Annotated in this window: 13 protein-coding genes and 1 pseudogene; 6 read left to right on the top strand and 8 right to left on the bottom strand. The window is 59.8% G+C overall.

The annotated features are described in order from the left end of the window. The first annotated feature begins 135 nt into the window (after window positions 1–135). Window positions 136–822 (top strand): hypothetical protein, encoded by a 687-nt coding sequence (locus AB4Y63_RS12175; RefSeq protein ID WP_441791308.1) that lies wholly within the window; start codon window positions 136–138, stop codon window positions 820–822. A 250-nt stretch (window positions 823–1,072) separates the two neighbouring features. Here the strand turns inward: AB4Y63_RS12175 and AB4Y63_RS12170 are convergent, their stop codons facing one another. Together AB4Y63_RS12170 and AB4Y63_RS12165 are read right to left on the bottom strand one after the other, a co-directional pair. Then, window positions 1,073–1,726, bottom strand: a complete 654-nt coding sequence (locus AB4Y63_RS12170; protein ID WP_441791307.1) for a hypothetical protein — start codon at window positions 1,724–1,726, stop codon at window positions 1,073–1,075. Between the two features lie 5 nt (window positions 1,727–1,731). Further along, window positions 1,732–2,640: a nucleotidyltransferase domain-containing protein gene (locus AB4Y63_RS12165; RefSeq protein WP_441791306.1), complete on the bottom strand. Its 909-nt coding sequence runs from the start codon at window positions 2,638–2,640 to the stop codon at window positions 1,732–1,734. Window positions 2,641–2,790: 150 nt separating this feature from the next. Here AB4Y63_RS12165 and AB4Y63_RS12160 point away from each other — a divergent pair, with 150 nt between their 5' ends. Next, the gene (locus tag AB4Y63_RS12160; RefSeq protein ID WP_441791305.1) at window positions 2,791–2,952 is read left to right on the top strand and encodes a hypothetical protein; all 162 of its coding nucleotides are present in this window, start codon (window positions 2,791–2,793) and stop codon (window positions 2,950–2,952) included. A 391-nt stretch (window positions 2,953–3,343) separates the two neighbouring features. On the opposite strand, the gene AB4Y63_RS12155 is transcribed toward AB4Y63_RS12160, so the two are convergent. After that, window positions 3,344–4,414 (bottom strand): hypothetical protein, encoded by a 1,071-nt coding sequence (locus AB4Y63_RS12155; RefSeq protein ID WP_441791304.1) that lies wholly within the window; start codon window positions 4,412–4,414, stop codon window positions 3,344–3,346. Window positions 4,415–4,828: 414 nt separating this feature from the next. After that, on the bottom strand, window positions 4,829–5,068 hold the full coding sequence (locus AB4Y63_RS12150; protein WP_441791303.1) for a DUF2188 domain-containing protein: 240 nt from the start codon (window positions 5,066–5,068) through the stop codon (window positions 4,829–4,831). A 395-nt stretch (window positions 5,069–5,463) separates the two neighbouring features. Here AB4Y63_RS12150 and AB4Y63_RS12145 point away from each other — a divergent pair, with 395 nt between their 5' ends. After that, on the top strand, window positions 5,464–5,703 hold the full coding sequence (locus tag AB4Y63_RS12145) for a hypothetical protein (RefSeq protein ID WP_441791302.1): 240 nt from the start codon (window positions 5,464–5,466) through the stop codon (window positions 5,701–5,703). 50 nt (window positions 5,704–5,753) lie between these two features. Here the strand turns inward: AB4Y63_RS12145 and AB4Y63_RS12140 are convergent, their stop codons facing one another. Beyond that, window positions 5,754–6,032 (bottom strand): hypothetical protein, encoded by a 279-nt coding sequence (locus AB4Y63_RS12140; RefSeq protein ID WP_441791301.1) that lies wholly within the window; start codon window positions 6,030–6,032, stop codon window positions 5,754–5,756. A gap of 500 nt (window positions 6,033–6,532) precedes the next feature. Continuing rightward, window positions 6,533–7,318 (bottom strand): nucleotide-binding protein, encoded by a 786-nt coding sequence (locus tag AB4Y63_RS12135; RefSeq protein ID WP_441791300.1) that lies wholly within the window; start codon window positions 7,316–7,318, stop codon window positions 6,533–6,535. 613 nt (window positions 7,319–7,931) lie between these two features. On the opposite strand from AB4Y63_RS12135, the gene AB4Y63_RS12130 reads away from it, so the two are divergent. Both AB4Y63_RS12130 and AB4Y63_RS12125 read left to right on the top strand, forming a co-directional pair. Beyond that, window positions 7,932–8,684 (top strand): MBL fold metallo-hydrolase, encoded by a 753-nt coding sequence (locus AB4Y63_RS12130; protein ID WP_441791299.1) that lies wholly within the window; start codon window positions 7,932–7,934, stop codon window positions 8,682–8,684. A 331-nt stretch (window positions 8,685–9,015) separates the two neighbouring features. Then, window positions 9,016–9,126, top strand: a pseudogene (locus tag AB4Y63_RS12125) (IS110 family transposase); the annotation flags it as partial. 729 nt (window positions 9,127–9,855) lie between these two features. Here the strand turns inward: AB4Y63_RS12125 and AB4Y63_RS12120 are convergent. Then, entirely contained in the window at window positions 9,856–10,095 is a 240-nt protein-coding gene (locus AB4Y63_RS12120) for a hypothetical protein (protein WP_441791298.1), read from the bottom strand. A 314-nt stretch (window positions 10,096–10,409) separates the two neighbouring features. Next, window positions 10,410–11,666 (bottom strand): MFS transporter, encoded by a 1,257-nt coding sequence (locus tag AB4Y63_RS12115; protein ID WP_441791297.1) that lies wholly within the window; start codon window positions 11,664–11,666, stop codon window positions 10,410–10,412. A 55-nt stretch (window positions 11,667–11,721) separates the two neighbouring features. Here AB4Y63_RS12115 and AB4Y63_RS12110 point away from each other — a divergent pair, with 55 nt between their 5' ends. Further along, complete coding sequence (locus tag AB4Y63_RS12110; protein ID WP_441791296.1) at window positions 11,722–12,675, top strand: DUF5937 family protein; 954 nt, start codon at window positions 11,722–11,724, stop codon at window positions 12,673–12,675. Window positions 12,676–12,686: the final 11 nt, after the last annotated feature.

Raw genomic sequence — 12,686 nt, 5'->3', positions numbered from 1 at the left:
TCAGTTGCCATCTGAAGGGTCCGCTGCGCGTCCAGATCTGCCGGGATCGCATCTGCGAATACGATGCGCCTTCTCACGAGTGCGAAGCTAACCCACGAGAACAGCGATGTCGGGGCGCGACGATAGCTTGGGTCCATGTGGATGATTGCGACTGAAACTCCTGCCGACCTAGTTCCGTCATGGATCGAGGCGATCGCGACCCTCGTCGGTGTCATCGTCGCCCTCGCAGCGATCGTGTTCACCGTGGTGCAGTTGCGGCTCACCTCGCGGCAGATGCGAGAGACAGCGATTCAAGAGGCACAGAACAGCGAAGCCCAGACTCGTCCCTACATCGGGATTGACATAGTGCCTGGGATCGCGGGTGCAGGCTCAATTGACATCATCATCGAGAACCACGGGCGCACAACCGCACGCAACATCCGAGTGAGCCTGGTGGGCGACACCTTCCGAGCGCAGTCAGACGGTGACGTGATCGGTGAAGCGCTGGGGCGACTGTTCGCGACAAGCTTCGATCTCGCGCCGGGAGCGCGTCGCCGGGTGTTCTGGCAGATTCCCGCTGACGAGAACTCATCACCGCGGGGACACATGGGCACACCGGTCGCCGCCGGTATCGCATTCGTCTATGACTGGGCTCCGGGTGATGACCGACCGGTGCGTAACTACGCAGACTCGATCCAGTACGACCTAACGGAATATCCGAAGCTCATACCGTTGCCAAGCACCGGCTCTACTGCTCAGGGCGCATCACCCGAGACACAGAGCAAAAATCTCCTGCACACACTTCGAGCGATCGCTGCCAACGTTGCAGAAATCCGCCGCTAGCCCGGGCAGATGACGGTAAATTCCAGAGCCTCGGCGCTGACGTCTTTGGGCTGCTCTCCAGTGAGGCAACGCCAATTTGGGCGTTCCGGCTGATTGCTACAAGGCTGGTCTACCAGGCCGCGTCATTGCCCGTAAGGGGAGCCTTTGACGTGCAACGGATCACGTCGCTGAGAGGAGCGCAGGCAGGCTCAGTTCTTTCGTCAGGATCCATGCCGACGGCGGATCGTTCCTTGAGGTTGAGTGTCGTCACCTATGCGGTCGGTTCGCCAACGTTGCGGGCCCAATGCCTGTCAGCAGCGTCAAATGACGCGTGGCTGCGTGAACGGTCGACGAGCTCGGCGGTAATGTCGCCTTTGGTGTACCTGTCCGTGAAGTACGACCCCACCATCTCCGTCGGAGACAGCGACGTCGGGTCTAGCAGGCACGTACCCAGACTGCGGGGGCTTCGATTCGACTGCGACATCTTGGGCGTATTCTCGAAAATATAGGTGAGCGTTGACACATCGGTGTTCTTGCGAAGGTTCCAAAAGAACGCCTGGCTGTCGCTCGTGCTTTCTTTCGTGAGGGAGCGCACGCTCAAGCTCCAGAATGTCTGGCGGATGACGAAGTACGCATCGATGGGCCCACGATTGCCGCCGGGCGGAATTTGGCTCTCAGCGGTAGGTGTCAGCGTGACGCGCCATAGACCTCGAATTGACGGCCGGTGGGTGAGCTGCTGCAGTCCGAAGATCTTCCACAACCAGGCGTCCCAGAGCAGAACGGTTGCTCCGCTGATGAAAGGCAAGGACGCGAGGAGCCGACTGGCAAAGGTGCTGAGTTCTGCCCCTGAGAGGAAAAGCAGGCCGGTATACACGCCGGTGCAGGCGAGTACGACAAACCGCACGAGAGCGGTTGGACGGACCATGCCTGTTACTTCCCGTATCCCATATACGTCCACGTTTCCGCGACGAGTTTCAACCCGTCGTCCAGCGTCCACTTCTGAGTACCGTTGAACAGGTACTTGTTCCTATTCGGCTCGAGCATGCGGTCGGCGCTCTCGTTCTGCAGGCGTTGGTAGAGGGCAAGCAGGCTGGCTTTGAAACCTTTGTTCAGGTCTCCAGACGTCAGAGACTCGTCGTCTACGTTGTAGATAAGGCATTCCATGAAATAGGACGGCAGTGCGGTGATCACGCCGTCGGCTGCAAGCTTGTTCTCCGCGTTCTTGAGCGCTCTGGCGTAGTACTTGTATCGTCCTCCGGTGGCCGTGTTCTTAGTCACACCGTTGTCGTACTGCTGCTGGGGCCAGTTGACGATCTTCACCCCCGATTTCGGGAAGACACAGCTGCCGACCCGCGTGGACGTCCTAGTGGAATTGTCGTAGAGCACGTACTTGAAGCTGGGGACGATGTCGATGCTCGGCCTGCTGCCGATGACCGTAGGCACGTTGATCGCGACGCTTCCCGACATGTCGACCGAGCTACTGCCGAACTTCTCTTTCAGCGCTGCAACGACCTCCTGCCTCCACCGTGCCGGTGTCCAATCTCCCTCGTACGGGGCTGGTTTCGGTTCTGCCAGCGTGACGTTGCTGGCCGGATCGTAGTACTGGCAATCGGTGAATTCGACGGCGATGTCGACGTCGCTATCGCGTCGGACGTTGGTGTTGTTCGCGTAGCTGCCTTTGGCGTAGACCCGATAGCCAGCGGATGCGAGACCTGGGTGTGCGGATAGCGCATCGGCTACCATTCGTTCGGCGCGATCTTGCTGTGTTTTCTCGTCCGTGCTTGACGGCTTGATCCAGGAGGAGAGCAGGGCTTCCTGCTCGGCGGTACTGAAAGACATAGGGATACCGTTTCCGCGATCAGGTTCCAGTTGTCAGCGACGTTTCGTCAACAATGTTTGTCTCAGTATCTCGCAGCGCTCCGACATTCAGTGCAGAGTGCTGGTCCCGGCATCTCCTCTTGGTCACCTTCACCTCGCTTTGCGACGTCTATGTCGACAACGAGGGTTTGCGGCATCGGCATCGGCGCACTCTTCGTCGCCGGTATCACCAAGTTCTTTGACCCTTTCAAGCGGCGACGCATCGCCCTCTCGACAAAGGATGCCCGTGGGCTCTACGCCAAGTTCGGGTTTCCCCCGCTCGCCGGCGCATAGACCTGGATGGGACGGATCGGCGACCTCGGAGCGTGAGACCGTGCTCGGTCGGGTCCGTCGATCGGCGTCGGTTACGGAGATGGCTCAGACCAGCGCGCCGAAGGAAGCATCGGCTACGGACCTGGCGAGTGCCTCGTCGCTGCCTTCCTCAAGAAGCATCCCGCAGACGAGCATGATGACAAAGATGGTCATCATCCGATGTGATTCTCAATCCGGGTCTGAGACGTTGGGTTGCCCCACCCCTAATCTGTCGCCTGCAACCGGTGCGTAGGTACCTGCCAGGTAGCCGGCGGCGTGGGCGAACGACGATTCCTCACCGGCGCTGGCCCAGAACGGGCGGTCAGCGTCTTGCAACCGATGGGTTGCAACGCGCATATGTGGCGAGTCACTTTCAATCAACTCGTACCGATTCGGCGGCGCGGAAAAGGGACACTTCATCATCGAAATCGTCATCCTCAAGTGAAGGAGTCACGATTACGGCGACCCCCGTCGGTTCAACGCCTTCCAGCTGCCAGTTGTGATTCCAACGTGTTGTGACGGTGACGTCGATGTGGGCCATCGAGAGCGGCACTCGCTCGGATGACCATTCGTGTATGCCTGGAGAGGTCTCGTACTGCTCGCTGAACAGGATAGAGATGTCGCCGAATAGCCTCAGGTTAGCGATTCCATAACGTCTATCTGCGGTTCGCGTGATTTGGAAGCCATGGGTTTCCACGATGTCAATGTGTGCCAATTGCATCGCTGTTACTCGAATCGGCGTAGCACTGCTGTAGCGTTCCGAGCCTGAGTGGAATTCGAAGCCGAAGTCTTCGAACGGAAGGGCGTCGCCGAAGTCGGCGATGTTCTCGTTTAGGTATTCGGTGAGAGTTTCTTCTGTTCGAAGAGAAAGATCCTCTTCTGCAGGCTCGAACTTGTTCAGCTGCGTGAGCAGATTGCCGCTGCCGCTCGCTACGAGCACCTCGTCAAACACCTTCTTGCAGTTGTCGCCCAGTTTTTGATCGCTCGTAAGAAGGATCACCGCGCCTTCTGCCGTCTCAAGTTCCGATGCAACGCACGCAAACACGACAGCATCGGCTGCTCCGGTTTTCACGTCCTTCTTCGTCTCCCCGGAACCGATCTGAAGCACCTGCTGACGAACAGCTTCACGCCATACGTCTTGTGCGGGGGACCAGATCGTTGCTCGCCCATTCAGAAGATTCCGGATACTGGCGATGACACCATCGATGGACGGGATCTCGGGAATTTTCGGCTTTGTAACAAGCTGCGCGTCCACTCGATGCTGCCGAACTGTCTCAGCAAACTCCATCTGCGACGCGCGCGCGTGCTCGGCCCATTCCCAGAGCACGACCTCGGGAACCACGATCGATGCGCCTCGACCGGCGATTTCGATCAGCCGCACTAGAGCACGCTCGCTGTAGTGCCCATGAGGCAAAGAGTTGGTGTCAAGAATTACAACCGTCACCCGTGAAGAATAGTCGCCCGTGGCCTCACCGGCTTGAAAACACTCTTTCCAAAAAGGTTCTGTTCCGCACGGCTGGTCTTCCGCTGCTGCACGACGAGTTCATCCCATTTCCTGGCAGTGGTCAATTAACAGACACCGCCAGTGAAGGAGGTGGTTGCTGGGGAAGATCTCGTTGGCCTTCATCATGTTCGGATAGGGGTGGAGCTCGAGGATTGGCTCGCAGGTACCGAGGTCATTCCTGCCGGGGATGAGGGCGAGGCTGCAGCAGGCCGCGCATCCGCGGCCGAGGGTAACTTTGTTGATGCGTGCTTATTGAAATTGAGGAACAAATTCAAACCCGCTGTTCGCCTGATCGGAGTTGGTAGAAAGCCGGCCAACTCTCTTCTCCGAGAATGACCGGCCTCCACGAGTCAGCTAGCCCTTGCTGTTCCGCGGGTCGTTCCCTTTCGGGATCGTGTCCTTCGCTCGGATTGAGCCGTCGCGGCCATGGATGTTGAGTTCTCCACCACCGGCGTTGCCGACAATCTCGCGTCCACGGTTGATCGCGTCCGCCTGAGTGTCGTGGTGTGAGGATGCTCGGGTTGCTCCGGGCGCCTTCACATCCCATCCACCACCAGGGTTTGGCACAACATGTCTTGGATTCTGTGTCGTCATTTGATTCACCTCCTCTCGCTGTCAGTTAGAGGAAGAGTCCCACGGTGCAGACTCCTCTTTCACAAACGCCACGCCGTGGTTGCTGGGAAGGATCAGCAAAACTTGTGAGGTCGCGCCACATGGGCTAGCCAGAGTCCATCGACCGCGTACTCCTGACCACGACCTGTCACGAGTTGGTTGATCTCATACCATCAAGTGAACGGGAACGAACTTCATCCGCGAGGCGGATGATTTCTCGGGTCTCGGGTCTCGGGTCTCGGGTCTCGGGTCTCGGGTCTCGGGTCTCGGGTCTCGGGTGATGGGTTTTGGTGTTCAACAGACACCTGACCGGCGTTTACGGCCCCGGGCGCCACCAATCAATCACACACTGACCGGTCCTTGGCTAGTCTGTGCGCATGAGCTTCGACTACAAGACGCCCAGTGACCTCATCGATGACGAGCGCCGGAAGCGCCGAGCGGAGGAACTCGCTCGACTCATCCCTGGACTGGTGCCCGACGAGGTCGAGCACGCCGTCGACCGGTGGTGCTCAATGCTCGGGCTGGCCACGTCAATGGATGACGTCGACCGGGGAACGTTCGCGGACTTCCGGACCGGCCTGGGTCTGGGCCTTGACGGGGATTCCACGCGGGTCTGACGTACTACAACGCTAGGGGCGCCAGCGGTGCGCCGCCGGATCACCCTGGCTCACTCCCGTCGATCCGCCTCGGCGTCGGGGGTGCCGGAGAACTGGAGATTCAGCGCATTGGCGGCTGCTGACGGAGGCGCCGACTCCGGGCGGCGGCCCTGGCCAGCGTTGCCAGATAGGTTCACCGCGGCGGCCGCATCCACATCGGCGTGCAGATTGGCGACGGCCGCTTCATACACGCGAAGCGCCGTCGTGTAGTTCGTTCCCATCTCGGCCATTAGCGCGCGCACCTTCTTCTTCTTGCCGGTACCGTTCTTCTTCTTATCGGGATCGTTCATGAGGCCTCCTTCGAAGCGGCAGAGACCACTCCCTTTGACGGTACCAACTGATGTGAACCCGGGGCCTCGGTTGAAGTGCAAGGGAACGGGGCCGATGGGAGACGGGGCTGGTCGAGTCGGACGTTCAAAGTGGGTCTCCGGTCGCGACGCTGCAGCACTTGGCTGTCCGGACACGGGCTGGCGATCGGTCTTCGGGAAGGAGCTCCCAGTAGCTGACGCGGTGCACGCTGCGGCTTCACGGTGCGAGGGTTTGGTGGGACGAGGGTGATCGTCGGGTCCGATATCATTCTGGAGTCGTGAGTGGTGACTTCAAATGCGACACGAGTGGCGGCGGCCAGGCGCCTCCGCAAGCCCGCGCGTGATGCAAAGGCTACACATTCGGGCGCAGACGGGTCACGACTGACGGCCAAGGCGCGGCGTCCTCAACGGGTTCTCAGTAGCGACTGGGTTGGAGCGCCGTTCTCCCGTGGCGCCGCAATGGGGCCACGGGAGAACCTCACCTATCGCGGTAGAGGAGCGTCTCCTACTGGTCGTCGCACGCTTTGGCTGATCCGCAATCCGTTCGCGCGGAGTTGGGCAGCGAAACTTCGGAACGCTACGCGGGATGCTGCCGATTCGCCGATGGGGAAGGTGAAGCGTAGACCCGTGCGGTTTTGTAGCCGCAGTGCAGTGTCTGAGTTTGTTTTGACACGCCAACCCTGTGCTCGAGCTGCGGAGCAGACTCGTTCTATCTCGATGTCAAGCGCGTGTCGTTGGTCTTGAGATTCCCGAGAAGGTGATCCGCTTTGGAATGACGTGCGCGGTCCGAGCGAACGAATGCGCGCGGTGATGCCCAAAACTGCGTTATTCACAGCGGCGCTCTGGTTACCGTCCTCACGTGGTTCATACGGCAACCATGTCAATCCCTGAAGGTCCGAGGGAAGCTGCAGATCGCGAGTGCGATCGGCGACAATGTACGTGCGCTCTCTTCCGAGCGCACCAATGAACAAGCCGAGCTCGAAGATCACATTGTCACGGGCGACCGCCCTCAAATCGCCACGTGACTCGACAGTGTCATCGGCTGTTGCGATGAGGACGGCGAAATCCGCTTGCTTGGCGGCTTTCGTCAGGGATTCCATCGTGTAATTCGACGCTTCAAATACACCTTGATCCCATCTCGTAACAGTGCAGGCGCGAGTCCCCTCGAGGGCTTGTTGAAGATGCCGGCCGATGTCCAAGCCTTCGGATGAGGTACCGATGAAGACAGACGGAAGTGTCACTCGATGCCCTGATCTGTCCCCGCTCATGCCTCCCATCGTAGATGGCGACGCCGTTACTACCGATGCGCCAGGCACCGGTGCTTCGTGCCGAGATGGGTTAGCTCGGGTTCGGGCGTTCGCGCGGCCGCCAATCAACCAGCACATTCAAATTGGAGCTACTCACGTCGTTGTTCTCTAACTTCCGCGGCCGAAACAAGCAAGTCCGTCCGCACAGGTTCTTCGTGCGGCGCCGTGCTGACGGCGGCACGTTCCGGAAGTTCTCGCCGACAGGTTGAAGCCGAAGATATGCAACGAGCAGGTCAAGGTCGGGGTCATCGGTAATCGTGGAGTTGATGTAGCTGGTCTGCTGAAGCTGCCCATGCGGAGTGAAGAGGAGACCGAAGGCTCGGGCTGATCTGAGCTGGTGCCGCTTCGCCGCCATATAAGTCTGCAATCGAGATGCAGCCTTCTGTCTCGATGGCTCTCCGAATATCGACAGGGGAAGAAAAAGCTCGCAACATACTGTACGATCGTGCGTATAGTTATTTATGGCTCGTGTGCTGGCCCTCTCGTCAGCGATGTAGCCCTTTGGCCCCTAACCATGAATGCCGTGCCGATCAAACGGTTCGAGCGTTGAGAATCTAGATTTTGAGGAAGACCCATGCAGACAACCCTGACGCATATCGGCACCGCAACAATGCTCGTTCAATTCGGGGGACTGACGTTCCTCACCGATCCCGTGTTTGACCCCGCCCCGACTGAGTATGTGTCGGGGCCGGTAGTCCTGCGGAGCACCATCGAGCCGGCCATATCCGCGAGCGAACTTCCGCCCATTGACGCTGTGCTGCTCAGTCACGACGAACACCCGGACAATCTAGATGAGGCCGGCAGGAAGTTGCTGGAGGGGAAGCCCGTCATGACCACAGAAAGCGGCGCAGGGCGGCTGGGCGGCCAAGCGGTTGGCATTGCCCCTTGGAGCAGCCACACGTTCGCTGTGGGGGAGAAGTCCGTGATCATCACAGCGACGCCTGCGCATCACGGTCCCGGTGGGGACGTGATTGGATTCATCCTCCGGATCCCCGGTGAAGAGAAGGTCCTTTACATTTCCGGAGACACCACCTATGAAAGCGACCTTGACCAAATCGGCGAAATGTTCTCGGTCGGAGTAGCAGTGCTGCATCTCGGCGCGGCGAAGTTTGCCATACTCGGGGACCAGATGATCAGTATGGACAGCGCGAACGCAGCCAAGTTCACTGCCTCTCTCGCGGCCGACATGGTGGTGCCGATCCATTTCTCCTCGTGGGAACACTTCACGGAAACGGAAGATGAGATCGCGGCTTCATTTGCGGGAGCCGGTCTGACTGATCGCCTCAAGTGGCTCACCCCAGGCGTGCCGCGAGACCTTGGGGCCTGAGCCCCACTCACTGACAGCTGCAGCACTCTGAATGGAACAACTCTATGACGGCCCCGTTACCTTGTTCGTGTCCTTGGACAGTGTGACTGTCTAAGGATGTTGGCCTGTTGGGCCCGGCATGACAATTGCCTCCAGTCGTTCATGATCCGGGGGTGTTGTCACCGGGCCTGATTGGTGTCTGGTGATCGCTAATAGGGGCCCGATCGGACTCGTCCAAGGTCATTTGTAACGTGGATGCCGGGACTTGATGCCGCAGTTTTGGCCAACAAAATGGTTGAGCGACGGGAGTATTCACGATCGAGAACTACGGCACCGTTGACGTGTTCATCGGGCCAAGACCGACGCCCGGGACGCGGCGATCATCGCCCAAGCCGCGCTGACGCTCCCACATGCACTGCGGTCAATCCAGCTTGCCGATGAGCAGGTTGCCGAACTCTCGATGCGCCAGACGGCTGCCGAGGCGTCCAGCTTCCGCTCCCCGCCGAACGGCACCGCCGTACGGCAGAGCTTGAGGCGCTCGGGGTAGGCCACACCCGGCCCGAATCCACGGGGATGGCGGCGGTAGTTTGACTGGCTGAGCCCAGCAGGCCGCCGTCCTATTGCCCCCGCTTTTGGCCTCTGGGCACGCCAACGTAGGTTGAGTCGGATCCTGGCTGGGGGGCCGCGGCAGCGGAGCGGAGCGTCCAGGCGCTTCCGTGAGCCTGATCAGTCCACACCGGAGCGTTGCGATCCTGAGCGCCAGGTGTCTCGGTCGCCCTCAAGCACAGCCCACCGTTTGCAAACGTCGCCTATCGCTGGTCCTCAGTGGAGGGCCGCGAATGCGGCGTGCTCACTGCGTGGTCACGAACCGGTCGTATCGGAGAATGGTCGCCAGTCCCGCACTCCTTCGACTTCAAACACTTTTGAGTAGTTTTCTGCGGCCGTCGCCTCAAATTCTTACACGTTCAGCCTGAGCTGCATCGAATAGTCCGGAGACAGTTCCATGGAGGCGACCAGCTCATCGTCACTGAAGAACCTGACTTCGGCTGGCAGCCACTCGACGCTATAAGTGAGGACCACGAGGGCATCCATTGTCACTGGAATCTTGACGAAGTGTCCCGGATTCGCTTGTCACCGAACGGATGCAACCCCATGCCCACAATGGCCTGCGGCGATTTCCTTGCCGAAGATCTCAAAGATGCAGATCTTCGCCGAACGGTCGGGTCGCGCTTCGAAGCATCCACAGCGCCACCATGCAGTTCGGATCGGCGATCGCCGCAACCTGCGCTTCGACGATTCCGTACAGCGGTGTGTACAAGAGCTGCTCCTCCTGAGCCTCGAGGACGCGCAGCCCCGCCGTGCCGCGGTGCTGGCCAACCTCACTGCCGACCAATCCGGCGAACACCCCGGTTTGCAGGTTTGACACACGCAAGCGGCCATTGTGCTCCGGCGACCAAGGAAGCTGATCCGATTTGAAGGCGGAGTTTGCCGTCCCGCTGCTCATACCGCGCCGCTGACAACGCGCGCCTAACCCACTGAAGGTGCGACGGAACCCAACGTGATCGGTCAAGTTCGTCACCCTCGAAGGTGTCGAGAAAATCAGTTTCGTAGCCCGACCTGTCAAGACGCATGGGCGGATCCTATCCATGCCACGCCCGGGTCGCCTCTCAAGAGGCGTGAATTCGTATTCACCTCTTTTTCTGCGGCTGCCCTTCAGACGCAATCAGCGGTGACGATGTAGCACGATCAAGCGCCCGACGGGGCACGATGGGCGATCGCGCGAATACCAGCCGATGACGCAAGGAAGATGGTGCCGAGTACGACCCAACCTGCTGTTCCATTGTCTACGACGGTTGCGGCTATAACAGAGGGGGTCACCATGGTGCCGATTGAGAACGCCATCGCGAATAGTCCCTGGTATGCGCCGGCCCTGCGCGGGTCGGCGAGCTCATAGCTAAGGCCCCAGATTCCTGCCGAGGAGAGGATTTCGCCGAATGTGTGGGCAATAGTTCCGGCGAGGATCAGCGCAATAGCCAGCACGGGCGACATTCCTGCAGACGCCGCATAGACGGTGCACGCAATGGCCATGAATATGCCGGCCAAGGAGACCGCTTTTCCTGCGCGTCGTATGTCATGGCTACCGCGCGAGAGCGGAATCTGCAAGGCGACGACCAACACCGTGTTGACGATCAGAGCTATGGAGACGACGACCACCGGGGCCTCGGTGTGGTGCAATACCCATAACGGGATACCGATTTCGGCGAGACCGAACTGTATTCCGAACAGAGCGGAGAGCACTGCCAGCCCCAGATAGCGTGGGTCCCGCCACGGTGACCGGCCAACCAAGTGAGCTGAGGCCGCCCGGTCGACCTTGGAAAGCACAATAGCGTCGACGCGGGGTGGCAGGGCGGCGATACGGGCGGCGCTGATCAAGGTCGCGAAACCTGCGATACCGATTGTCATGCGGTACGCGTCTGGGGTGTTCATCAACAGCGGGATGCTCGCCGCCGCCCCGCCAAGTGCAATTCCGACGTTTCCTACAGTCAGTAGAATCGCTCGTGTCCTGATCCGGACTTCGCCTTCGAAGGCCCGGCCGACGATGGTCGCTCTTACGGCCTTGCTGCTACTGCTGGCCCCGTTCACCACGCAGGCTATAACGAGTGCGACTATGAACGACGAGGCAAAAGCATAGGACAGCAGGGCAAGCCCTTCCACCGCCAAGAGAGTGAGAAGGAGTCGTTTGGCGCTCACTTTGTCGGCAAGGCTGCCGCCGAGCCACGACGTCACGACGCCCAATGCGCTTGAGATAGTAAGAATGACAGCGATCTCCGTGACGCTCAGTCCGACAATCAACGTGAAGTACAGGACGGTGAGCGCAACGAAGACACCGCGTCCAAGAGAGTTCAAGAAAATCTGAGTGGCGAGAATCCGAAGCATCTGTTGGCTTGATGGGCCGTCGGGTTGCACTTCGATGCTGTCGGTTGCGGGAGCTGTAATAGGCACAGGTCAGTTCTGCCAGAGGTGAGTGCGCAAAAGAACTCATGTAGGTTATTGCTTCATGCTGACCTACACGCTGACCGAGGAAGACGTTGGCGAAGTGCGGTTCGGTATCTCACCCCTGTGCGAGATGGGGCTCTCGCTGCGTTCGCTCAAGGATCCGGCCCGGTTTCCGCTCCAGCTTCCATGGTTGAGACTCACCGAAAAGGCGCGCTCACGCCTGGACACTGAGCTGCTGTTCGCGCTGATTGACACGCGCTTGAGCACGCCGGACCTGCTCAATCCGCGACCGGGATCTCCGCTGACGCGTATCGCCGACGAACTGGATCAGTTCCGAGCTACTGATCCTTCGCTATTCATGCGGCAGATCGAGGCATTGCATGGAGAGATACCGACCGCGCTCAGGGGCGATCCAGGAATGGCGCTCGACCGAACCGTCGATGTTCTTGAGCGCTACTGGGAAAGCTGCTTTCAGCCACATTGGCTTCGGATGCGCACTCTTCTCGAGGCTGACATCGCTTATCGTGGTCGGCAGATCGCCCAGTTCGGATTGTCGGCGATGATAAACACTATCGACACCCGGGTGTCCATCGCTAACGCCGTCGTCTCTGTTCAGGTGAGGTGCCAACTAACCGCCTCGAAGGCAGTGGCAGGGCGCGGTATGACGTTCGTGCCCACCATTTTCACTAGCGGCGCCAGCGCGCCGAGTGATCCCAACGAACCGCCGATGATTATGTACGCGGCACGCGGCCAGGGCGCGATGTGGGAGACAAGCACGTCTGCGACTGATGCAGGGGCCATTCAGCTACTCGGCCGAACTCGAGCTGCCCTGCTGGCAGTTCTCGGTGAGCCGGCCTCGTCCACAGAACTTGGCCTACGCATGGGCGTTACCACGTCCGCAGTCAATCAGCACCTGCGGGCACTCCGCGCCGGACGCCTCGTTACCTCGACGCGCCATGGCCGCGTTGTGCTCTATTTCCGAAGTGAGCTGGGGACCGCATTCCTCGGTGAATAGGGCATATGTGC

Source organism: Leifsonia sp. YAF41 (genome assembly GCF_052113185.1).
GTDB lineage: Bacteria > Actinomycetota > Actinomycetes > Actinomycetales > Microbacteriaceae > Cryobacterium.
This window is presented reverse-complemented; position numbering and strand designations above follow the sequence as displayed.